Source organism: Paraburkholderia kururiensis JCM 10599 = LMG 19447, assembly GCF_003986935.1.
GTDB classification, from domain to species: Bacteria; Pseudomonadota; Gammaproteobacteria; order Burkholderiales; family Burkholderiaceae; genus Paraburkholderia; species Paraburkholderia kururiensis.
In genome coordinates, this window is sequence record NZ_RJZE01000021.1 from 118,029 (window position 1) to 140,322 (window position 22,294).

The 22,294-nt window shown below is 67.9% G+C and carries 17 protein-coding genes; 10 read left to right on the plus strand and 7 right to left on the minus strand.

From position 1 onward, the window contains the following. Window positions 1-6: 6 nt before the first annotated feature. Window positions 7-3,066 (minus strand): ATP-binding protein, encoded by a 3,060-nt coding sequence (locus PKKP23_RS24200; RefSeq protein WP_126878736.1) that lies wholly within the window; start codon window positions 3,064-3,066, stop codon window positions 7-9. A 246-nt stretch (window positions 3,067-3,312) separates the two neighbouring features. Between PKKP23_RS24200 and PKKP23_RS24205 the strand changes: the two genes are divergently transcribed. Continuing rightward, window positions 3,313-4,362: a helix-turn-helix transcriptional regulator gene (locus PKKP23_RS24205; protein WP_126878737.1), complete on the plus strand. Its 1,050-nt coding sequence runs from the start codon at window positions 3,313-3,315 to the stop codon at window positions 4,360-4,362. Window positions 4,363-4,393: 31 nt separating this feature from the next. On the opposite strand, the gene PKKP23_RS24210 is transcribed toward PKKP23_RS24205, so the two are convergent. Further along, window positions 4,394-6,253: an FAD-dependent oxidoreductase gene (locus PKKP23_RS24210; protein WP_126878738.1), complete on the minus strand. Its 1,860-nt coding sequence runs from the start codon at window positions 6,251-6,253 to the stop codon at window positions 4,394-4,396. A 354-nt stretch (window positions 6,254-6,607) separates the two neighbouring features. Between PKKP23_RS24210 and PKKP23_RS24215 the strand changes: the two genes are divergently transcribed. After that, window positions 6,608-7,516, plus strand: a complete 909-nt coding sequence (locus tag PKKP23_RS24215) for a LysR family transcriptional regulator (protein ID WP_017775260.1) — start codon at window positions 6,608-6,610, stop codon at window positions 7,514-7,516. Here PKKP23_RS24215 and PKKP23_RS24220 read toward each other — a convergent pair. The 5 genes from PKKP23_RS24220 to PKKP23_RS24240 form a co-directional block, all read right to left on the minus strand. After that, on the minus strand, window positions 7,503-10,208 hold the full coding sequence (locus PKKP23_RS24220; RefSeq protein WP_240659122.1) for an ATP-binding protein: 2,706 nt from the start codon (window positions 10,206-10,208) through the stop codon (window positions 7,503-7,505). The two genes, PKKP23_RS24215 and PKKP23_RS24220, sit on opposite strands and share 14 nt — an antisense overlap. Before the next feature lie 362 nt (window positions 10,209-10,570). Then, complete coding sequence (locus PKKP23_RS24225) at window positions 10,571-11,005, minus strand: PRC-barrel domain-containing protein (protein WP_017775258.1); 435 nt, start codon at window positions 11,003-11,005, stop codon at window positions 10,571-10,573. Between the two features lie 167 nt (window positions 11,006-11,172). Beyond that, window positions 11,173-11,610, minus strand: coding sequence for a DUF3331 domain-containing protein (locus tag PKKP23_RS24230; RefSeq protein WP_126878740.1), 438 nt, complete (start codon window positions 11,608-11,610; stop codon window positions 11,173-11,175). A 311-nt stretch (window positions 11,611-11,921) separates the two neighbouring features. Next, window positions 11,922-12,686 carry a YoaK family protein gene (locus PKKP23_RS24235; RefSeq protein ID WP_240659123.1) on the minus strand — a complete coding sequence of 255 codons (765 nt, stop codon included), beginning with the start codon at window positions 12,684-12,686 and terminating at the stop codon, window positions 11,922-11,924. Between the two features lie 25 nt (window positions 12,687-12,711). Then, complete coding sequence (locus tag PKKP23_RS24240; RefSeq protein ID WP_205703013.1) at window positions 12,712-12,993, minus strand: DUF1427 family protein; 282 nt, start codon at window positions 12,991-12,993, stop codon at window positions 12,712-12,714. Between the two features lie 439 nt (window positions 12,994-13,432). Between PKKP23_RS24240 and PKKP23_RS24245 the strand changes: the two genes are divergently transcribed. The 8 genes from PKKP23_RS24245 to PKKP23_RS24280 form a co-directional block, all read left to right on the plus strand. Continuing rightward, window positions 13,433-15,337 (plus strand): amidohydrolase, encoded by a 1,905-nt coding sequence (locus PKKP23_RS24245; RefSeq protein WP_126878742.1) that lies wholly within the window; start codon window positions 13,433-13,435, stop codon window positions 15,335-15,337. A 35-nt stretch (window positions 15,338-15,372) separates the two neighbouring features. After that, on the plus strand, window positions 15,373-15,792 hold the full coding sequence (locus PKKP23_RS24250) for a DoxX family protein (RefSeq protein WP_126878743.1): 420 nt from the start codon (window positions 15,373-15,375) through the stop codon (window positions 15,790-15,792). Between the two features lie 11 nt (window positions 15,793-15,803). After that, entirely contained in the window at window positions 15,804-16,445 is a 642-nt protein-coding gene (locus tag PKKP23_RS24255; protein WP_017775252.1) for an HD domain-containing protein, read from the plus strand. Window positions 16,446-16,540: 95 nt separating this feature from the next. After that, window positions 16,541-18,220, plus strand: coding sequence for an MFS transporter (locus tag PKKP23_RS24260; RefSeq protein WP_240659124.1), 1,680 nt, complete (start codon window positions 16,541-16,543; stop codon window positions 18,218-18,220). A 97-nt stretch (window positions 18,221-18,317) separates the two neighbouring features. Then, window positions 18,318-19,472 carry an HlyD family secretion protein gene (locus PKKP23_RS24265; RefSeq protein WP_126878744.1) on the plus strand — a complete coding sequence of 385 codons (1,155 nt, stop codon included), beginning with the start codon at window positions 18,318-18,320 and terminating at the stop codon, window positions 19,470-19,472. 53 nt (window positions 19,473-19,525) lie between these two features. Beyond that, complete coding sequence (locus PKKP23_RS24270) at window positions 19,526-20,974, plus strand: efflux transporter outer membrane subunit (RefSeq protein WP_161978136.1); 1,449 nt, start codon at window positions 19,526-19,528, stop codon at window positions 20,972-20,974. A 165-nt stretch (window positions 20,975-21,139) separates the two neighbouring features. After that, window positions 21,140-21,961: an alpha/beta fold hydrolase gene (locus PKKP23_RS24275; RefSeq protein ID WP_017775248.1), complete on the plus strand. Its 822-nt coding sequence runs from the start codon at window positions 21,140-21,142 to the stop codon at window positions 21,959-21,961. Between the two features lie 184 nt (window positions 21,962-22,145). Beyond that, the coding region (locus PKKP23_RS24280) for a catalase (protein ID WP_126878746.1) at window positions 22,146-22,294 on the plus strand (149 nt) is incomplete at its 3' end.

Here is a 22,294-nt window from a genome sequence, read left to right on the forward strand (position 1 = left end):
ACAGGCTCACTGCAACGACCGCGCCGCCGGATGGACGGCAAGCGCGGGCGTTTGCCAGGCCTGCTGTGCCGGCGACGCCGTCGCCTTCTGCGACGAAGCGGCCTCGCTGCCATAACCGGCCTCGGCGGCGCGCGAAGTGCCCATCTTCTTCGCCAGCGTGTCGCCCAGCGTGACGAGACGGCGAATGTCCGGCGCATCCGAGTGCAGGTCGAAACGCGGCGAGAGGTCCGCCGTGAGCGCCGCCGCCTGCCGCACCTGCCCTTTCTCCGCCAGATGCCCTGCGAAGTCGAGCGCCGCGCGCAGTTCCCACATGGGCGCGTCGTGCTCATGGGCAAGCTTCATCGCATCGGAAAGCAGCCGACGGCCCGCGGCCTCGTGCATTTCTGCGGCGTCGGGTGCGCGTTCGGCCACGCGGCGTGCGCGCTCCAGTTCCACGACGCCGCGCACGCGCAGCAGCTCCGGCAAGAAGATGTGCTCGCCGTTCGCCTGGCCATGCGCGAGCGTTTCGTCGAGCCTTGCGCGCGCTTCGTCGATGCGCCCCGCCCGCGCGAGCCCCTCGGTCCACACCACGATCAGGGGCGTGACGAGCCGCCGAAAGCCGCGCGCGAGCAGGCGCGCCAGCGCGGGCCCCATGCGCGCAAGCCCCGCCTCGGTACGCCAGCATTCGATATCGATCTGCCCGGCGAGGCATTCCGCGTAGTCCTGCCAGCTTTCGAAGCGATGGATCGCAACCTGCGAACGCAGGATGGTGAGGTAGCGCGACGCAGCCTCCAGCTCGCCGCATTGCAGCGCGAGCGGCACGACGCCCACCGCAAGCAGATGGCTGAGCGACGGCTCGAGCATGTCGGCCCTCACGCGATTCATGGCCTTCTCGATGTACTGCATGGCACGTTCGGCGTCGCCCTGAATCCAGGCAATGCGCGCGAGCGTGGCGTTGCCGATGATGAGCGGATCGACCGAAAGCGAGCACTCCGAAGGCCGCGACTCGTCGATGGAATCCATGACGCGTTCGATGCGCTGGCGCGCCTGTTCGTGCTCGCCGAAGAGGTGCAGCGACACGGCCACCATCAGCGCGGCGAGCGCCTGCTGGAACGGCGAGCCGCTGCGCTCCGAGAGATGCTGGAAGCGCGTCGCGAAGCGCATCGAGGCGTGAATGTCGCTCGTGGTGAGCATGGTGTTCCACAGGCCCCAGAGCGCGCGCGCCTGAAACGTGTCGTCGCCTGCGTCGCGCGCGAGCCAGAGCACCCGGTTCCAGAGCGACAGGGCGTTCTGCACGGGCACGTCGGTGTAGAGCAGCGTGGAGGCATACGCGGTGCACAGGCGCATTTCGCAGACCGTGTCCACGGCGCCCGCGGGCAACGTGTCCAGTATCGCGAGCGCGCGTTGTGCGCGGTCGCGGCATTCGTGCACAAGGCCCGCTTCGAACAGCGTGCAGACCAGCGCGCCGGCCAGCGCCACGCCGAGCGCGCGGTCGCCGTCGCCGGCGAGCGCCCAGTCGCAGGCCGTGCGGGCCTCGTCGAGCGATGGCTGCGGGCGCTCCTGCGCGGCGCCGCCGGCCGGGTGCCCGCCCGCGGGCAGCGCGCTTTCTTCCATGCGCTTTTGCACGTGCAACATGTGGCGCGTGCCGATCAATTGCACCTCGCCCTCGTCGCGCAGCTTTTCCATGGCGTAGGCGCGCGTCGATTCGGTGAGCCGGTATTGGGCAATGGCGCCGCGGCACTCCACGTTGACGAGCGACTTCGTGGCCAGCTCGCCGAGGCTCGTGATGACGGACGCGACCGGCATGCCGGGCTCGGTCGCCACCGCGCACACGGCGTCGAAGTTGAACGTGCCCGTGAAGAACGCAAGCCGTCTGAAGAGCGCCTTCGAGGTGGCGTCGAGCAGCGCATAGCTCCAGTCGAACGTGGCGCGCAAGGCCTGGTGGCGCGGCAACGCCGAACGCAGGCCGCCCGTGAGCAGATTCAGGCGGTCGTCGAGCCGCGAGGCCACGCCTTCCACGCCGAGCGTGGCGACCCGCGCCGCGGCGAGCTCCACGGCAAGCGGCAAACCTTCGAGGCGCCGGCAGATGTCGGCCACGATCGCAAGGCTCGCTTCGTCCGTCGCACAGCCGGGCACGATGGCGCGTGCGCGATGCAGGAACAGCTCGACGGCAGAATGGGCGAGGATCGCATCGGCGGATGCTCCGTTGGCCGGCACGGCGAGCGGCTCCACGCGAAACACGCATTCGGTCCAGATGCGCAGCGGCTCGCGGCTCGTCACGAGCACGCGCAGCGCCGGGTTGCGCACCACCAGCACTTCGACAAGGCTCGCCACCGCGTCGATCACGTGCTCCGCATTGTCGAGCACGAGCAGGCAGCCGGTGTCGGCCAGGGTGTCGGCTAACGCGTCGGCCACGCTCTGTGCACTGAGCGGCGCGGCAGCATCGGCCAGGCCCAGGGCGGCTGCGAGCGTGGCGAGCACGGCATCGGGCGACGACGCCTGGGCCAGCTCGACGAAGTACACGCTGAGGTTGCCGCGATCGCGCATTTCCCGCGCGACGTGCACGGCAAGGCAGGTCTTGCCGATGCCGCCCGCGCCCACCAGGGTGGTAACGGCCGTGCGGGTGGTTTGATCGACGATCTGCTCGACTTCGGCCTGCCGTCCGATCAGACGCGAAACGCCCACGGGCAGCATGCGGCCTCGCGGCGTTGTAGTCGATTGCCGCGAGCCTGCGGCCCGGGTGTCGAGGTCGGCATCGGCGTGGGAGGCGGCATCGGTGCCTGGATCGGCCGTGCGCGCGGCATGGGCCACGAGCAGATAGCCGCGGCCCGGCACGGTCTTGATGAGATCGCGGTCGCCGCCCAGCAGCTTGCGCAGCGCGGCAATGTGCACCTGAAGCCGGTTCTCTTCGACGATCAGGCCGGGCCAGACGGCATCCATGATGTCGTCCTTGGAAAGAATCGCGCCGTTGGCACGAAAGAGCACTTCCAGAATGTCGAGCGCCCGCGCGCCGACACGCAGCGAGCGGCCGTGCTGATGAACTTCGCGCTGGTCGAAATTCACCAGCAATGTGCCGATCCTATTCATGGCCACTCTCCTCGCTTCTGGCAGCGTTTTGCAATGGCGCCTCGGGCGCGCACCCGCCTGATGAAATGTCAAAAATGTAAACGGGCGGTAATATCCTGTCTTGAACAATAGTGCTCACGCACACCATGGCGCAGTCCTGCGCAGCCGTCCGTAGTTGTCCCGTAGTTGTCCTGCAATTGTCTTTAGCCGGGCCGTCTGCGCCGCCCGTCACGACGACGCCACACACGGTCTCGAGGAATCCGCCCCATGTCTCACGCACACACCGCAACGGCCGGCGCTGCGAAGGCGTCGAAGGACACGCTGGGTTGCGTGTCGAGCAAACTGCTCAAGGACGTTCAGTTCGATGGCGACGACATCCGCTTCTACCGCAAGTGCATGGAAGAGGCGCAACTGGACCGCATCGCGATGCCCGCCTGCGAGCGCGGCTTCCTGATCGGCGTTTCGCTTGCAGCAGGGCACCGGCGCAAGATCTTCCGCGGCGCGCGCGCGGTGGACCGTCGCTTCGAAGCAGGCTCCATCTATATCCGCGATTTCTCCGAGGATTACCGCGCCGACCTCTACGGCGGCTTCGACTTCGTGCTCGTGGAGCTTCCGCGCGCCTTCCTCATGCGGCTCGCCGACGAGCATGGCATTGCCGACATCGCAGGGCTCGCCTGCGCCACGCATCAGAAAGACCGCGTGCTGGGCCGTCTCGCGCAGGCGCTCGCGCCGGGTCTCGAAGCGCCTGGCCCGCTCGGCAAGCTGTTTGTCGAAGAGATAGGACTCGCCATCGGCACGCATCTCGCGCGGCAATACGGCAACGCACGCGTGGCGCATGGTGCGCCTGATGCGCAGCCGCCGCTGAAGCCCCTGAAAGGCGCGCTTTCCATGGCGGCCGAAGCGCGGGCCAAGGACATGTTGATGAATGCCTCGCACGCGGGCGCGTCGATTTCGGACATTGCCCGCGAATGCGAACTGTCGCGCGCCTACTTCATCCGCGCATTCGCGAAGACCACGGGGCGCACGCCGCACCAGTGGCTGCTGGAGCAGCGCACGGCCCAGGCGCGCAACCTCATCGAGGCAACCGGCCTGCCGCTTTCGGACATTGCGGCTATCTGCGGCTTCGCGGACCAGAGCCATCTGAGCCGCGTGTTCCAGAAAACGGTGGGCATGTCGCCAGGCGCCTGGCGGCGCAATGGTTCGCCGCCCGGGGGTGCGACGCGTGGTGGATCGCGGCGCACGCAGTCGCAGCCTGGATCGGAACCCGTCCCGCTCGACACGGCCCCGGCCCCGAACGCGGACGCTGACGCGGACTGAACCCGCCCGCGACGCGACCGGCGGCTGGTCGCTACACATGCGCTTTCATGTTCGCCAGGTACGCGTGAATCTGCGCGACCACGGCCGCGCCGTCGCCCACGGCCGCGCCGTCGCCCACGGCCGCGGCCACGCGCTTGGCCGACTCCGAGCGCACGTCGCCCACGGCGAAGAGGCCCGGCACGTTGGTCTCCAGCGCATAGCGGTGTCCCGTCACGACGAAGCCGCGGCTGTCCAGTTCCACGCCGCTGGTGGCAAGCCAGTCCGTTTTGGGATCTGCGCCGATGAAGAGGAACAGGTGCCGCGTCGAGATCGTCTCGCGCGTCTTGCCGTGGGCCTGGGCGCAGGCCGACTCCGCTTCTGGTTCCGCTATTGGTTCCACTTTTGGCTCCGCTTCCGGTTTCGTTTCTGGCTCCAGCCCTGCTCGCGCCCCCGCCCCGTCCCGCACGATGTGAATCTGCGCGAGTCCGCATGCGTCGCCCTCCAGCGCATCGAGCACGCAGCCCGTGCAGACCGAGACATTGGGCAGCGCCGCGATGCGATCGATCAGATACCGCGACATGCTCGCGCGCAGGTCCTTGCCGCGAATCAGCATGCGGATGCTGCGCGCGAAGCCCGCGAGGTACACCACGGCCTGCCCCGCCGAGTTGCCGCCGCCGATCAGCACGATGTCCTGCCCCTTCGCGAGCCGCGCCTCGATGGGCGAGGCCCAGTAATAGAGGCCGCGCCCCTCGAAGCGCTCGAACCCCGGCACCGCGGGCTTGCGATACGCGGCGCCGCTCGCTGCCACCACGGCATGGGCGCGCACGCATTGCCCATCGGTGAGGCCCAGCACGAAACCAGCGGAGGATCGGGGCGCATCCCGCGTCGCATCGCGGGCCACGTCACGATGCACGTCGACCACGCACCCCGGAATCGCCACATGCGCGCCGAACTTCAGTGTCTGCTGGAACGCGCGCGCCGCCAGCGCCTGGCCCGAAATGCCCGTGGGAAAGCCGAGATAGTTTTCAATGCGCGCACTCGCGCCGGCCTGGCCGCCCGGCGAGCGCCGGTCGAACACCACGACCGAGAGCCCCTCCGAGGCCGCATACACTGCGGCCGCCAGCCCCGCGGGCCCCGCGCCGACAATGGCCACGTCGTAGACATGCGAGCGCTCGAAGGTGGGCACGAGACCGAGGCGCGTGGCGAGTTGCGCCTCGTCGGGCGCGCGCAGCACCGAGCCGTCGGGGCAGAACACGAGCGGGAAATCCGCTGGGCCCGTGGTGAGCCCCGAGAGCAGGCGCACCGCGTCGGCGTCCGTGCGGGCATCGACGATGGAAGCCGGATAGGCGTTGCGGCGCAGGAAACCTTGCAGGCTCACGAGGTGCGCATCGCCGGCATCGCCCACGATGATGGGCCCGAGCCCCTGCTCGATGAGCCCGAGGCGCCGCAGGATCAGCGCACGCATGATGTGCTCGCCCAGTTGGGCGTCCGCGACGATCAAGGCACGCAGACGTTCCGGCGTGACCACGAGCGTGTCGCAGTCGGTCAGGGCGAAGCCGTCGATCAGCGCGGGCTTGCCCGCAAGCTGCGCCATCTCGGCCATGAAGTGGCCGTCTTCGTGTTCCGTGACGAGCGTCTGGCGACCCAGTCGGTCGCGCGAACAGATGCGCACGCGGCCCTTCAGCAGCACGAAGAGACCCGGCGCCACCTGGCCCGTCTCGAACACGAATTCGCCTGCCGCGAAGTGCATGGGCATCGCAAAGCGCCGCAGGCTGGCGATTTCCGCGGCAGAGAGCTTCGGAAACATCTGGTGCTGACGATGTTCGAGCGACGAGTAAGGCGTATCGAGTTCCGCTGCCGGCACATCGGGCAAGTCGGGCAAAGCGGAAAGGTTCGGCGGGCTGGCGCTCATGGTCGACCTCGGCAAACGGGTGCGCCGCGCGGCAGGCGGCATGGCTGGATTGACGAGGTTAGCGAAGGCCCGCGTGTTAAGCCTTGGCCGCGGGTTAAACGTTCTGAACGTGCGGATGCGGCACGGCGGGCATCTGCCGTTCCTTGCATCGGATGAAAACCATGACGCGCCGCGAGCACGTCGAATTCTGCGCAAACCCGCATGCATGCGGTGGCAAAGCCCCTTGAAACGTTCTGAAGCGTGCTCATAACCGGCTCCAATCAAGCTACGATGCCGCTGATGCGCCGTGGATGCCGGCACGGCCGACCTGCCCTGCGCCCGCCGCGACGTCCCCATACGAACAGGAATCTGGCCATGAAGCTGTCATTCGAAGCCCTCGAAGCACTGGACGCGATCGATCGGGCCGGCACCTTTGCCGAAGCAGCGGAACGGCTGCACCGCGTGCCGTCGTCGCTCACCTATCTCGTCCAGAAGCTCGAAAGCGATCTCAACGTCGAACTGTTCGACCGCAGCGGCCGGCGCGCGCGCCTCACGCATGCGGGTCGCGTGGTGGTGGAAGAAGGCCGGCGCCTCTTGCATGCTGCCGAGCAGCTCGAACTCAAGGCGCTGCGCATCCAGCACGGCTGGGAGTCGGAGCTGCGCCTGTGCATCGACGAAATCCTGCCGTTCGGCGCGCTGTGGCCGTACGTCCATACGTTCTACGGCCTCGCCATGGATACGCGGCTGCGCCTGTCCACCGAAGTGCTGGGCGGCACGTGGGACGCGCTCGTCACACGCCGCGCGGATCTCGTGGTGGGCGCAACCGGCGAGCCGCCACCGCTGCCGCACATCGTGGCGCGGCCCGTGGGCACGCTGCGCCACGTGTTCGCGGTCGCGCCCAACCATCCGCTCGCGCAGCTGCCCGAACCGCTTTCCCTCGAAACGGTGCTGCGCTATCGCGGCGCCGTGATCAGCGACACCTCGCGCGAACTGCAACCGCGGTCCGTGGCCACCGAAGACGGCCAGCCCTACATCGCCGTGCCCACGCTCGCCGCGAAGCTCGCGGCGCAATGCGAGGGGCTCGCCGTGGGCACGCTGCCCGAGTGCCTCGCCCAGCGCGCCATCGACGAAGGCAAGCTGGTGGCACGCCGCGTCACGGGCATGCGTGAATTCACGCACTGCTACCTCGCATGGCGCGAAGACGAAGCGGGACGTGCGCTGCAATGGTGGGTGGAACAGCTCGACCGCCCCGACCTGATCGACCGCTTCATCACGCAGATTTGAGCGTACGGCGCGCGAGCGGCGCGGCGCCGGCCACTTCATCGCTCATGCCGCTCATGTTGCTCAGGTTGTTCATGGCGCCTGGCCCGTGTACGCGGGGAATGCTCGCGCCGATGCGGCGCAGTTCGGCATCGAACCAGTGCTCGCCATTGGCTTCGCTGTGGCGCTTCGCTTCGTCGAGCGCGGCTGCAGCTTCGTCGTGCCGTCCGCAGGCACGCAAACCACGCGCGTATTGGCCCAGCAGCAGGGTGAGCGGCGCGAGATAACCGGTCTTGCGCAAGCCGTCGAGCGCGGCGGCGAATTCGCGCAAATGAGCCGGCTGCGGATCGACGGCACATTTCAGGCTCGCGGCATAACAGGCGCAGCAGGCGCTCCAGATCACGAAGCCGGTGCGTGCCGCGCGCGTCTCCAGCAGCGCGATGCCTTCTCGCGCAGCGTCGTGCGCCCCCGTCAGCAGCGCGACCGGCACGAGCCCTTCCACCAGCACGTAGCAGGTCACGATGTCGTGCTCGTAGCGCATCGCGGCATCGAGCGCGTCTTGCGCCACGCGCAACGCCTCGCGCGTCTCGCCCTGTGCCCACAGCACGCGCGCAAGCGTGGCCCGCGTGGCAATGCCGTGCTCGATGCGAAACCCCACTACGTTCCAGCGATGCACAGGATGCGCGTAGACGGCCAGCATTTCGTCGAGCCGCTCGCGCGCGGCCTCCTGCTCGCCGGCATAGTGCAGCGCGATAGCCTCGAGCCGCAGGCCGATCAGGCCCACCGGCAGATCGGCCTGCCGCGTCGCGAGCGCGCGAAAGCGCTGCGCGAACGCGAGCGCCGCGCGGACGTTGCCTGCGTAGCGGCATGCGCTCGCGAGCCCCCACAAGGCGCGCAGCTGATACTCGCCGCTGTCCGTTTCGAGCGCGAGCGTGAGCACGTCGGCCCAGACGTCGAGCACCTCGCGCACGGGCCCGTGCGTATAGACGCGTGCAGCGCCGTAGGCGGCGAGCAGGCGCAACCGCGTCTCGGGCGGCACGGGCGCCACGGCGGGGTCGAGCGTGGCATCGAGCGCGGCGCGCGCACGTTCGCAGCATTCGTCGATCAGCGAGGCATCGAAGAGGCACGGCACCGCGACCGCCGCGAGCGCGATGCCCACCACCGCGTCGCCACCGGGCGCGAAGGCCCAGTCGAGCGCCGCGCGCAAGTTGCCGAGTTCGCGGCGAAACGCGAGAAACCAGGTGCCGGGCGCGTGGCCACTGGTGAGCGAGGGCGCCTGCGAGAACACCGCATGGAAATAGGTGGCATGCGCGAGCGCCGCCTCCTTGCGCTCGCCGCAGTCTTCGAGCTTTTGCAGCGCATAGGCACGCGTGATGGCGAGCAAGCGGTAGCGCGTGTCCGTACCGGTACCCGCGTCCGCGCTTTCGCGAATCACGAGCGACTTTGCGACCAGCCCGCTCAACGCGTCGAGCAACTGCGGCTGGGAAAAGCCGCGCGGCGCGCTGCTGCTTTCCACGCTGTGCTCCATGCCGTTGCTCGTCATGCCGCTCACGACGTAATACGCGGCGTCGAACGAGAAGCCGTCCATGAAGACACCGAGCCAGCGCAGCAGCGTGCGCTCGGTTTCGTCGAGCAGGCGATAGCTCCAGTCGAGCATCGCCTTCAAGGTCTGATGCCGCGGCAGCGCCGTGCGAAAGCCGCCGGCCAGAATGCGGAAGTGGTCGTCCAGATGGTCCGCGAGCACTTCCACACCGAGCACCGCCGCGCGCGCCGCCGCAAGTTCGATGGCAAGCGGTATACCGTCCAGCCGCCGGCATACGGCGGCCGTGAGGCACAGCGTGCGTTCGTTGAGCGGGAAGCGCGCGTCCGCGGCACGTGCGCGCGCAATGAACAACTGCACGGCGCTGGCCTGCACGATGGCATCGCCCGTATCCGCCTCACCGGGCACGTCGAGCGGCGGCACCTGGTGCAGCAGTTCGCCGGGAATGCGCAGCGCCTCGCGGCTCGTGGCCAGCACGCAGAGCCCTTCGCTCGCAGTCGTGGCCGCGGTGGCCACCTGCGCGGCCACGTCGATCAGATGCTCGCAGTTGTCGAGCACGAGCAGCATGCGCCGGCCCGCGAGGCCCGGCACGATGTCGGCAAGCGCCAGGCGGCCGGCCGGCCTCGCCATGCCGAGCGAGCCCGCGAGCGCAGCCGGGAGTGCATCCGCGAGCGCGTCTGCAACGAAGCGCGGGTCCGATACCGAAGCGAGCGGAACGAACACCACGCCGTCGGGAAAGCGCGATGCCACGCGCGCCGCCACCTCGGTGGCCACACGCGTCTTGCCGATGCCGCCCGAGCCCACCAGCGTGACGATGCGCAGCGCGCCGAGTGCATCCGCGACCTGCGCTATCGAAGCCTCGCGCCCCACGAGCGCCGACGCGGATACCGGCAGCGGCGGCACGAGGTCTGCCGTGCTGCGCTTCGGCGCCGCGTCGCTGAGCGCGCCGACCAGACAATAGCCGCGTCCGGGCACCGTGCGAATGAGATCGCGCTGTGGGCCCAGCGCCTTGCGCAAGGCGGCGATGTGAACCTGCAGGTTGTTTTCCTGAACGATCGTTGTGGGCCACACGCACCGGATGATCTCGTCCTTCGACACCAATGCGCCTTCGGCCCGAATCAACAATTCGAGAATATCGAATGCGCGGCTGCCGATACGCACCCGTTCGCCGTTCAAACGAATTTCGCGGCTCTCAAGAAAGACGTGGAGTTGCCCGATCTGAATCATTGCAAGCTGTCTTTCGACAAATGAGTCGGTATTAAGTCATCAGTTCCGCCGGCGCGCCCCGCGCGGCACGCTCATGCTACGGCATTCCCCTCATTCGAAGATTTAAATATTCCGAACTGAATGTTCGATATTTTTGATTAGAGGATTTTTTTATTGGAGGCGTGAATCTCTCAGGCAGTACGGCTTGCTTCTATTCCGGTTTTCCAATAAGCAGCTTGCCGTGAGCGGCGGCGCATGCCTTCGGGGCCGCCGCGCCGAACGATCGGCTGGCCGCGAAGGCATGCAGGCACTTCACTTCATGTCACTTCACGTCACGGGTGCTGATAGGCGTCGCGCGGCTTCGGCACCACGGGCATCTTCGTGTACTGGAACACCGGCATGGCCTTCAGCGCCTCACGCGTGGCGCCGGCCAGCACGAGCTTGCCGTCGGCGAAATCGAGCTGCTCGATGGGCACCGCCACGTCGTGACGCATGCCGACGAAGCGCTGGGCATCCACGATCGCGTACGAGACGGACTTGTCCGGCGCCACGACGATGTCATAAACCTTGCCCACCTGCTGCCCTTGCTCGTTGAACACGGGCTTGCCGAGGATGGAGCGCTTCACGCTCCAGCCCGCGAGAATCGCGTCGGCCTCGGTCACCGAAATGCCGATCGTCTGATGGCCCACCACCTGCGCCTGTGCGGTCTGCACGCAGACGGCGGCACACGCCGCCACCGCCACCGAGATCCACGTCTTTCGAATCATGCTGTTTTCTCCAATTGCAATGCGAACTACGAAACGGCGCCGTCCATCGTGTTGGGCAGCGCCGGACTGGTTTCGGGCGGCAAGCGTCGCAGCCGGGGCCCGGGGCGCGCGTGAAGCCGTACATGAAGCTGCGCATGTGAGTCGCGCATGTAAGCCGGATCGCTGCTTCAGCGCGCGGCCATCTGTTCCAGCTCCGCGGCGAGAATCATCTCCATGCTGTTCGCCGGACGATGCGCGCCGCGCCACTGCGGCTTGTAGATCGGATCGCCGCGACGGATGGCGCGCCCCGTGAGCGCGCAGTAGCCGCTCGAGCGCGACTTGGCGCTGATCCAGCGCTGGTCGATGTAGCGGCAACGCGTGGAGTCGCTCCACGACACCAGCATGGAGCTGTCGTTCTGCTTCTCGAGCGCGATGATCGACGTGCGGTTCAGCCCCACACCGGCCGCCGCCCGCGCGGCATTGCCGCCCGCCTGCTTGCGTGCGCCTGCGCCGCCGCGCGCGTGCGAGCGCGCGGCTTCGGGCCGCACGGCGTGCATCGGCTGCCGCGCCTCGGACTGCAGCCACAGCAGCATGACGACGTGTTCCCAACGATCGAGTTCTTCCATTTGGCGTGTCCTCGCACAGGAAGGAATGGCTATACCGCGGGCTGCGGCCGCATCCGTCATGCGTTGCTCGCAGCGTGCTCATGGGCCGCCGACGGGTAATGTGAACCGCGACGTGACCCGCGCAGTGAACCGCGAAGTGACCTGTGACCCCAGGCGCGACGCGGCGGACATTGCGGCGACCGACCACGCGACACCCGCAGCATGACGTTATGCGCGCCGCGCTGAAGAGTCCTTTGCGTTCGCTTAAATCTTCTTGTGGCGGCGAGGCCGCATGGCGAGCCGGCCGCCACGTCCTGTCACGAACCGCCGCGTCATTCGGCCACCGCGCATGAGTCTGTTCCGGCACGCAGCGCGAGGATAGCCAGCAGGATGACGGGGAACAGCAGCGCCCAGAACGAAGCCTGCACAAACGCGATGGACGCGACGATCGCGCCCATGGCAAAGCCCGCCACCGGCAGCAGGATGTCGGCAAGGCGCTCGCGCGCCGCGCGCTTCGCGTCGCTCGTGTGGCCGGTGAGAGCGTCGATGGTGTAGAGCACGCCCAGCGTGACGTTGAGCGTCATCATCGTGGTGGGCGGCTGGCCGGGCAGCACGAGCCGGCTGTGGGCGTTCTGCACGCCCATGGCCGCGGCCCCGAAAAGCGCCGCCACGATGGCCCACGCGCTCTCGGGCCCGTAGTGGGGCCAGACGACGAGACCCGCCGCCATCATCAGACACAGGCAGACAGCCTGAAGCACATAAAGGCCGCGCTCCGCGGGAACGCCGCGCCGCTGCGCCATGCCCACGACGCCGCGGGCCACCGCCACGCCCGCAATGAACGCCGGAAACGCGAGCAGCTTGATGAGAATGCCCTGGCCCTCTCCCACCACGTTCGCGCCGATCAGCACGAAGTTCGCCGTGACGTGCGCGGCGAAGAGGCCGAACAGCGCGACGAAGCCGAACGCGTCCACGTAACCCGCAATGAACGCGAGAATGGTGACGAGGCGTTGCGGCGTCGATGCTTCGGCGCGCACCTCGTGCGCCTCGTGCATCTCGCGCGGCTGGCCGCCCTGCACGGCAGACGGTGGGAAGTTCATGTCGGGGTCCTCTCGTGCGCCGTGCTCATGGCTTCGGCTGGTCGTCGGCGCCCGCGTCGCGCTGCGCGGTGACGATGGGCGCGGAGGTGTGGGTAGGCGTGGACGACGTGGACGCCGGCGCGCTCACCGCAGCCGGCGCGTTGCGGGCCGCGAGGTGCGCCTTCAGCTGCGTCACGAGCTGGTCGCCGCCCAGCATGCCCAGCAGCCCCGCCAGCGCGATCAAGGGCGGCGCAGGCGATTTCAGGCCCAACAGCCCGTAGCCGATGCCGAACAGCAGGCCCGATAAGAGCGAGTAGACGTATTGCATGACGTCGGTCCTTGCGGTGCGCAATGGTGAGAAAAAGCGCCTGCAGGTGCCGCGGCGACAGAGCTTCGCGCCACGGCCAGGACGCGAAACCATCGTAACAACGCGCCGCTGCCGCACCGATTTAATCGTTCTGAATTCTCCTGCCGCGCTGTCGCCTGCTTCTGCCTGAGGCCGCCTGCCGCCCCCTGCCGCCGCCCGCTTCTTCCCGTTATGCACCGATGCCCGCCGTTCAGCCCGCGTGCGCGCTCGCTTCAGAACGTTTCAGGTGCGGCTAAGGACTTTCAGCCAGCCCTTGCGTAGTGTTGAAAAACAGACGGCGCAGCACGAGGCGACCCTCAACACGGCGAACAGGCCACACCACCACACGGCCGCACCGCCACCGCCCATCGCCTTCACGCCATTTCGGACAGCCCTGTCCACCCACCTACAGGAACGCACGATGACTGCCCAGTTCGACGACACGGCGACCGCGGATACGGTCTTCTTCAACGGCAAGATTGCGACCCAGGACGAGAAGCGCTCGTTCGTCACGGCGCTGGCCGTCAAGGACGGCCGCGTGCTCGCCACGGGCAACGACCGCGACGTGATGCAGCGCGCGGGCGCCAACACGCGGCGCATCGACCTGCAAGGCCGCACCGTGATTCCGGGGCTCAACGACTCGCACCTGCACGTGATTCGCGGCGGCCTCAACTTCAACATGGAGCTGCGCTGGGACGGTGTGCCCTCGCTCGCCGACGCGCTCGACATGCTGCGCCGCCAGGTGGCCCGCACGCCGGCCCCGCAGTGGGTGCGCGTGGTGGGCGGCTGGAACGAGCTGCAGTTCGCCGAACGCCGCGGGCCCACGCTCGAAGAGATCAACGCCATTGCGCCCGACACGCCGGTCTTCATCCTCCACCTCTACGACAGCGCGCTCCTGAACGCCGCCGCGCTGCGCGCCGTGGGCTACACGAAAGACACGCCGAACCCGCCCGGCGGCGAGATCCAGCGCGACCGCGGCGGCAACCCCACGGGCATGCTGATCGCGCGCCCCAACGCAGGCCTGCTCTACGCCACGCTCGCCAAAGGCCCGAAGCTGCCGTATGACGACCAGATGAATTCGACGCGCCATTTCATGCGCGAGCTGAACCGGCTGGGCGTGACGAGCGCCATCGACGCGGGCGGCGGCTACCAGGCCTACCCCGACGACTACGCCGTCATCATGGAACTCGCGAAGCGCGGCGAGCTGACCATGCGCATCGCCTACAACCTGTTCACGCAGAACGCGAAGAAGGAGATCGACGACTTCGCTCGCTGGGTGAAGATGACGAAGCCCGGCGATGGCGACGAGTTCCTGCGCGTGAACGGTGCGGGCGAAATGCTGGTGTTCTCCGCCGCGGACTTCGAAGACTTTCTCGAGCCGCGCCCGGACCTGCCGGAGTCGCTCGAAACCGAGCTGAAGGGCGTTGTGAAGCTGCTCGTGCAGAACCGCTGGCCGTTCCGCCTGCACGCCACCTACGACGAATCCATCAGCCGCTTTCTCAACGTGTTCGAAGAGGTGAACCGCGAAGTGCCGTTCGACGGCCTGCGCTGGTTCTTCGACCACTGCGAAACCATCTCGGAGGCCAACATTGCCCGCATCGCCGCCCTGGGTGGCGGCATCGCGGTGCAGCACCGGATGGCCTATCAGGGCGAGTACTTCATCCACCGCTACGGCGAGGAAGCCGCGCAACGCACGCCGCCCATCCAGAAGATGCTCGCGGCGGGCCTGCCCGTGGGCGCCGGCACGGACGCCACGCGCGTGGCGAGCTTCAACCCGTTCGTCTCGCTCTACTGGATGATCTCGGGCCGTACCGTGGGCGGCACGCTGCTGTACCCCGAGCGCAACCGGCTGGAACGCATGGAAGCGCTGCGCCGCTACACCGTGGGCAGCGCATGGTTCTCGAACGAAGACGACCGCAAGGGCGCCCTCGTGCCGGGCCAGTACGCAGACTTCGCCGCGCTTACCGACGACTTCTTCACCGTGGACGAAGAACGCATCAAGTACCTCTCGTCGGTGCTGACCGTGGTGAACGGCAAGGTGGTCTACGCCGACGAGGAATTCAGCCCGCTCGCGCCGCCCGCCTTGCCTGTGAGCCCCACGTGGTCGCCGGTGGCGGAGTTCGGCGGCTACAGCCGCTACCGGCCGGCTGCTTCGGCCACATCGATGACTGCGGCCGAGGCCACGGCGCGCGCCTGCATCGACGGTTGCGCGAACCAGTGCGGCGTGCACGGCCACGGCCACATGTGGGCATGGCGCAGCAACGTACCGACGGGCGACGACAACGGCTTCTGGGGCGCGCTCGGCTGTAGCTGCTTCGCGTTCTGATCGCGCTTCGTTCCCTGTCACCCGGATCGCACACCATGAACCTGGCACTCGCTCGCATCACGACGCATTTCGCAGCGAACTCCAACGACATCGCCCTGCTCTTCCTGCGCGTGAGCGCGAGCGTGCTGCTGCTCATCGTGCACGGTCTGCCGAAGGTGCGGCACTACGCCAGCGAGGCCGCGGCCATAGAAGACCCGTTTCACTTCGGCAAGCAGCTCACCATCGCGTTCGCGATCTTTGCGGAAGTGGTGTGCCCCGTGCTCGTGATCGCGGGCGTCGCGACACGGCTCGCTGCGCTGCCCGTCATGGCCGTGACCGCGATCGCGCTGCTGCGCGTGCATCCCGAATGGACCGTGGAACAGGGGCAGTTCGCGTGGATGCTGCTGATCCTGTTCGGCACCATCGCCATCGGGGGCGCAGGGCATTACTCGCTCGCCGCACTGCTCGATCTGTGACAGGAGACACGATGAGCCGCTGCGTCGCCGGCATTCCGATACCGGACAGCACCATGGCACAGGCCGCGCTCGCCACGGTCATGGCGATGGAACCGGACATTCTCTACCGGCATTCGGTGCGCGTGTTTCTGTTCGGCGCGCTGGTTGGCAAGCATCGCGCGCTGGCCTGCAACACCGAATTGCTCTACGTGGCCGCGCTTTTTCACGACATCGGGCTCACGCCGCTCTATCGCGATTCGCAGAAGCGCTTCGAGCTGGACAGCGCCAATGCATTGCAGGCGTTTCTCTCGTGCCACGGCGTGCGCGACGACGACGTGGCCGAAGCCGCCCGCGCCGTGGCGCTTCACACGTCGTTCGGCCTGCACGCGGAAATGCCCTCGCTCACGGCGCTGTTGGGCGCGGGCGTGGAAACCGACCTGCTCGGCATGCACTTCGACGAGGTGTGCCAGGCCGATCGCGACGAAGTGGTGAACGCGTTTCCGCGCGGCCCGCGCTTCAAGGAACAGATTCTCGAAACGTTCGCGCAAGGCATGGAGCGGCGCCCGCTCACCACCTTCGGCACCGCGAATGCCGACGTGCTCGAACGGTGCGACCCGAACTACCGCCGCAGAAATTTCTGCGGCCTGATTCTCGGCTCGCACTGGAAGGACTAGCGGCGAAGCACGGCGGCACCGCTTTCGTGCGTCGTACCGTTTTGTTTGCACCGTTTCCGTCGATTCGCCCGCACGCATCACCTGAGCCGTCATTCATGACCGACCTTGCCCGTTCGACCTCCGCATTGCACGCCCCGGCGCAGGCTGGGGGCGCCGCCGCGTCCGCCGCTTTGCCCACCATTCCCCCGGCCCACACTGGGCCGCTGCTGATGGGACTCGGGCTCGCCACCGGCATGGAGTTCTACACGTTCGACAGCATGAATCTCGTGCTGCCGGACCTCACGGGCTCGCTCGGCGTCTCCGGCGACGAGGCGAGCTGGCTGCTCACCCTCTACAGTTGCGCGCTCTTTCTCGGCGTGCCGGTTTCCGTGTGGCTCGCGGGCCATGTCGGTTACCGGCGCTTTCTGCTCGCCACCATCGTCGCCTTCGCGGGCACCTCGATGGGCGTGGCGCTTTCGCCCGGCTTCGAGACGATGCTTGTCTGGCGCGCGCTGCAGGGCCTCGCCGCGGCGGGGCTCGTGGTGTGGTGGCGCGCAAGCATCTACGTGCTGATGCCCAAGCCGCAACGCAGCGCCTCGCTCATGCGCGTCTCCACGGTGCTCTATCTGTCGAGCGCCGCCGGTCTGCTCGCGAGCGGCTACATCACCGACCACTACGACTGGCGCCTCATCTTCCTGCCGAACCTCGTTTATGCCGGCGCCGCGCTGTGGCTCATTGCGCGCTACTTTCCGGTCATGCCGCCCGCCTCGTCGCAACGCGTCGTGCAGACGGACTGGCCCGGCATCGCGCTGCTCGCCATTGCGCTCATTTCGCTGCAGGTCATTCTGAATCGCGGCGAGATAGACGGCTGGTTCGGCTCGCCGCATCTGCGCACGCTCGCCTTCGCGGGCGCGGCTGCATTCGTGCTGTTCGTGGCCTGGCAAGGCAGTCCTGCCAACCGGTCGCCGCTCATGTGCATCGACCTGCTGCGCGACCGCCACGTGCTTTCGTCCGCGGTGCTGGGCGTGTTCACGGGCATGATTCTCTCGGGCAGCGTCTTCGTGCTGCCCGAATTCCTGCGCAACCTCGCGGCGAACACCTACAGCGCGACGCAGACGGGCCAGATCATGTGCGTCTACGCGCTTTCCGCCGCGGCCATGCGACCGCTCATCGTGCCGCTCATCACACGCGTGGGCCAGCGCAGGACGATCGCGATCGCGCTCGTCATGCTGATCGCCTCGATGGTCGTATTCCACCGGCTGCTCACCACGGGCACGCCCGGCCCCTACTTCGTGCTGCCGCTCGTGCTCTATGCGGCCTGCCTCTCGCCGCTCCTGCCCGCCGTGGGCAGCGGCACCGTGGCGAGAATCGAGCAGAACCGGCTGCTGGACGGCGTATCGCTCTACATGACGTTCCGCCAGTTCGGCGCGTCGCTGGGCGTGGCGCTGCTCACTATCCTGATCACCCATCGCGAGACGCTGCATTCGTCGCGCCTCGCCGACCACGTCCGCATGGACCGCGACGTCACGCGCGACTGGCTTGCCACGCTGGGCGCCACGCTCACAGGCAACGGCGGCTATACGAGCTTCGACAGCTCGCGCGCCGCAGTGCGCATGCTGGCCGAAGAGACCGCGCATCAGGCCGCGACGCTCGCCTACGCCGACGCGTTCGCCTTCATGGCCGCCGTGGGCGTGCTCACGCTCTGCGTGCTCCCGCTCGTGCCGCCTACGCCCGTTGCAGCCCCGCCGCTCACGCCGCTTACGCCTCTCACGCCCGTTCCGAAGAAACCATCATGAATCACGACACACCCTGCTGCGCTGCCCGCGCATGGCAACCGGCCCGAAGGCACGATGCGCTCCCGTCACTCGCCGCCTCCGCTGACAGGGGGGCGCAATGAGCGAGACCCCGCTGCACGAAACGCCCGCTGAAAAGCGCAATGCGGCTGCGCCTGCGGCCGGGGTGTCGCCTGGTCCCGCCGCGCCGCCTCCGGTCGCCGTGCCGCCCGCAAGCCGGCGCTCGCTGGTCTTCGGCGCGCTCGGGCTCGCCGTGCTCGTGCTCATCGCGCTGTACTTCCTCGTGCCCGATCTCTACGAGAAGCGCACGAACGACGCCTACGTGGACGCCCACGTCGTATCCGTCATTCCGAAGGTGCCGGCCTACGTGAAAAAGCTCTACGTGGACGACAACAGCAAGGTGCAAGCGGGCCAGCTTCTGATCGAACTGGACCCGCGCGATTACGCGGTGCAACTGGAGCAGGCCAAAGCAAGCCTCGCCGATGCCGAAGGCAAGCTCCAGGAAGCGCGCGACCAGATTCCCGTGGCCGATGCGGAAATCGCACGTCAGCGGGCCGAACTCGAAGTCGCCGAAGCCAACGCGAAGCTTGCCCAGGTGAACCTGAGCCGCCTGCAATCGGTATCCGACATTCGCGCCGTGTCTTCGCAGCGCGTGGACGAAGGCAAGGCGGCGGCCTCGAGCACGCGTGCCTCGGTCATCGCGGCGCAGGTTCGCGTTCAGGCCGCCCAGGCGCAAGCGAAACTCGTACGCTCACAGACCGCCACGGCGCAAGCCGCCGTAGCCCAGGCGCGCGCCGCCGTGGACCAGGCCGCGCTCAACCTCACGTACACGAAGATCTATGCCGGCGAAGCAGGCAGCATTGCGAAGAAAACGGTGGAGCCCGGCAACTTCGTGCAGCCGGGTCAATTGCTGCTCTCGGTGGTGCCCGAACACCTTTACGTCATCGCCAACTACAAGGAAACGCAGCTCACGCGCGTGCGTCCCGGCCAGGCGGTGGCCGTCGACGTGGATGCCTTCCCCGACCTGCACCTGCGCGGCCACGTGGACAGCATCCAGCGCGGCACGGGCTCGCGCTTCGCGCTGCTGCCGCCGGAAAACGCCACGGGCAACTTCGTCAAAATCGTGCAACGTGTGCCGGTCAAGATCGAGTTCGACAACCCCGGCGAAGCGATGAAGTGGATCGCGCCGGGCATGTCGGTGGAAACGCGGATCTTCATCAGGGAGCAGCCGAAATGGCTCGAATTCCTGAACTAGCGCGGGGGCGTCGACGCTCGCGGGCGTGGCTCGCGGGCGCGGTGTCCTGTGTCATGGCCGGCATGGTTGCGGGCTGCACCGTGGGGCCCGATTACGTGGCGCCCAAAACGGCGCTGCCCGCGGCGTATGGGGAGCGCGCGCAGGCTTCGTCGAAGGCGGCTTCGCCCGATGCGTCGCTCGATAGCTGGTGGCAGAACCTGGGCGACGCCACGCTGAACGCGCTGATCGAAGACGCGTTGCAATCCGCGCCCGATATCGCCGAAGCCGAGGCACGCGTGCGCGAAGCCCGCGCGTTGCGCGGCATCGCGGGCGCGGCCGACTATCCCGAGGTCGATGCCGGTGGCCTCTATCGCCGCACCCACGGCAGCGCCAACGTGCCCACCGGCGTGCAACCCGGCGGCATGGGGCCGGGCAAGAACGGCAACCTCTGGCAAGCGGGCTTCGATGCGTCGTGGGAAATCGACGTGTTCGGCGGCACGCGGCGCAGCGTCGAATCTGCGAACGCTTCGTATGAAGCCGCCGTTGCCGGCAGTGAGGACGTGCGGCTCACGCTGGCCGCCGAAATCGCGCGCAACTATATCGAGCTGCGCGGCGCGCAGCGCCGGCTCGACGTGGCGCACCGCAATCTCGCCATCCAGCAGGACGGGCTCGTGCTCACGCGCGCCCAGTTCGACGCGGGCCTCGCGTCGCGGCTCGATATGCTACGTGCCGAAGCGCTGGTCTCGGACACACAGGCCGAAATCCCCTCTCTCACCGCGGACGCGCGCGGCTCGATCTATCGGATCGGCGCGCTCGTGGGGCAGCAACCCGAAGCACTGCTCGCGCAACTCGATGCGCCCCAGGCCATTCCGGCGCCGGTCGCCGACGTGCCCGTCGGCCTGCCCTCCGACCTGCTTCAGCGGCGCCCCGACATTCGCGCGGCAGAGCGCCGGCTCGCGGCGGCCAACGCGCGCATCGGCGTGGCGAAGGCCGACCTCTATCCGCACTTCTCGCTCACGGGCGCAGCGGGGCTGGAGAGTCTGGATGCCTCCACGTTCCTCACCTCGCCCAGCCGGTACCTCTCGGTGGGGCCCAGCATCCGCTGGCTGATTTTCGACGCGGGCCGCGTGCGCTTTCAGGTGCATGCCGAAGAGGCGCGCACCGACGCCGCCGCGGCCGCCTACCAGCGCACCGTGCTGGGCGCGCTGCGCGACGTGGAGACAGCGCTGGTGTCGTATGGCCAGTCGCGCGTGCGTCGCGATCAACTGAGCGCGGAAACCGCGAGCGACCGCGAAGCCGTGACCGTGGCCACGCGCCTGTACCGCCAGGGTCTGGTGGACTTCCTGCCCGTGCTCGACGCCGAACGCTCGCTCTATGCCGCCGACGACAAGCTCGCGCAGACCGACCGCGACACGGCGCTCGCGCTGGTCGCGCTCTACAAGTCGCTGGGCGGGGGCTGGTCTGCGCCGAGCGAGGCCGCGGACTCCAGGGTATCGACCATCACGCGAGTCGCGGCACCGTAGTGCGGCGCGTCGGTTGGCGCGGCACACGCGCCAGCCGGTTGTTCCGGTTATGCCGGTCGTGCCGGTTGTTCCGCATCAGTCAGGCATCACGTTCTTTTCAACCGCGTTGGCAGCCCGCAGCACTCCGTGCGACGCGTGGCCGCCATCGCTCACAGGAGCACACACATGAGCACCATCACCACGAAAGACGGTACGCAAATCTTCTACAAGGACTGGGGCACTGGCCGCCCGGTCGTGTTCTCGCACGGCTGGCCGCTCAATGCCGATGCCTGGGATGCCCAAATGTTGTTCCTCGTGCAGCACGGCTTTCGCGTGATCGCACACGACCGCCGCGGCCACGGCCGCTCGGACCAGCCGTTCGAGGGCAACGACATGGACACGTATGCCGACGACCTCGCGGCGCTGCTCGACGCACTCGACGTGCGCGAAGCAACGCTCGTGGGTCACTCCACCGGCGGCGGCGAAGTGGCGCACTACATCGGCCGTCATGGCACGAAGCGCGTGGCGAAGGCCGTGCTGATCGGCGCCGTGCCGCCCATCATGATCAAGACGGACGCGAACCCCAACGGCCTGCCGCTCGACGTGTTCGACGGCATCCGCAAGGGCGTGGCCGAAAACCGTCCGCAGTTCTACAAGGATCTGGCAACGCCGTTCTTCGGCTTCAACCGGCCGGGCGCCAAGGTCTCGCAGGCAGCTATCGACGCGTTCGTGATCCAGGGCATGGCGGGCAGCATCTACGGCCAGTACCAGTGCATCCACGAATTCTCGGAAGTGGACTACACGGAAGACCTGAAGAAGATCGACGTGCCCACGCTGATCCTGCACGGCGACGACGACCAGATCGTGCCCATCGACAATGCCGGCCGCCTCTCCGCGAAGATCGTGAAGAACGCCACGCTGAAGGTCTATGCCGGTGCCTCGCACGGCATGTGCGTGGTGAACGCGGACCAGGTCAATGCGGACCTGCTCGCGTTCCTGCAGTCGTAAAGCACGCGGTGCGCCGGCCTTCAGCGCGCGGTGAGGCCGCCCGTTTTCAGGGCGTCTTCCGCGGGCTGAGGGTCGACTCCACGTGCCGCAGAGGCGGCGCATGTCCTGCGCGTTGCGTCCGCTGCACGCGGCGGATTGCGCCGCGCTCCTTCCCGTTTCTTCGACCTCGCGTCGACCCAAGGCCATGACTTCCAACACCCTCACCCATCTCACCTCGGCCGCCGGCGCGCCCGTTGCCGACAACCAGAACTCGATGACCGCGGGCCCGCGTGGCCCGGTCATGCTCCAGGACGTGTGGCTGCTCGAAAAGCTCGCCCACTTCGACCGCGAGGT

What these genes read in the sequence shown, in the direction of transcription:
- PKKP23_RS24260 (WP_240659124.1), top strand. Translation starts at nt 16,541, where the DNA reads ATGACCGACCTTGCCCGTTCGACCTCCGCATTGCACGCCCCGGCGCAG.
- PKKP23_RS24235 (WP_240659123.1), bottom strand. Translation starts at nt 12,686, where the DNA reads ATGAACTTCCCACCGTCTGCCGTGCAGGGCGGCCAGCCGCGCGAGATG.
- PKKP23_RS24210 (WP_126878738.1), bottom strand. Translation starts at nt 6,253, where the DNA reads ATGAGCGCCAGCCCGCCGAACCTTTCCGCTTTGCCCGACTTGCCCGAT.
- PKKP23_RS24205 (WP_126878737.1), top strand. Translation starts at nt 3,313, where the DNA reads ATGTCTCACGCACACACCGCAACGGCCGGCGCTGCGAAGGCGTCGAAG.
- PKKP23_RS24225 (WP_017775258.1), bottom strand. Translation starts at nt 11,005, where the DNA reads ATGATTCGAAAGACGTGGATCTCGGTGGCGGTGGCGGCGTGTGCCGCC.
- PKKP23_RS24200 (WP_126878736.1), bottom strand. Translation starts at nt 3,066, where the DNA reads ATGAATAGGATCGGCACATTGCTGGTGAATTTCGACCAGCGCGAAGTT.
- PKKP23_RS24245 (WP_126878742.1), top strand. Translation starts at nt 13,433, where the DNA reads ATGACTGCCCAGTTCGACGACACGGCGACCGCGGATACGGTCTTCTTC.
- PKKP23_RS24270 (WP_161978136.1), top strand. Translation starts at nt 19,526, where the DNA reads ATGGCCGGCATGGTTGCGGGCTGCACCGTGGGGCCCGATTACGTGGCG.
- PKKP23_RS24265 (WP_126878744.1), top strand. Translation starts at nt 18,318, where the DNA reads ATGAGCGAGACCCCGCTGCACGAAACGCCCGCTGAAAAGCGCAATGCG.
- PKKP23_RS24240 (WP_205703013.1), bottom strand. Translation starts at nt 12,993, where the DNA reads ATGCAATACGTCTACTCGCTCTTATCGGGCCTGCTGTTCGGCATCGGC.
- PKKP23_RS24255 (WP_017775252.1), top strand. Translation starts at nt 15,804, where the DNA reads ATGAGCCGCTGCGTCGCCGGCATTCCGATACCGGACAGCACCATGGCA.
- PKKP23_RS24250 (WP_126878743.1), top strand. Translation starts at nt 15,373, where the DNA reads ATGAACCTGGCACTCGCTCGCATCACGACGCATTTCGCAGCGAACTCC.
- PKKP23_RS24230 (WP_126878740.1), bottom strand. Translation starts at nt 11,610, where the DNA reads ATGGAAGAACTCGATCGTTGGGAACACGTCGTCATGCTGCTGTGGCTG.
- PKKP23_RS24215 (WP_017775260.1), top strand. Translation starts at nt 6,608, where the DNA reads ATGAAGCTGTCATTCGAAGCCCTCGAAGCACTGGACGCGATCGATCGG.
- PKKP23_RS24275 (WP_017775248.1), top strand. Translation starts at nt 21,140, where the DNA reads ATGAGCACCATCACCACGAAAGACGGTACGCAAATCTTCTACAAGGAC.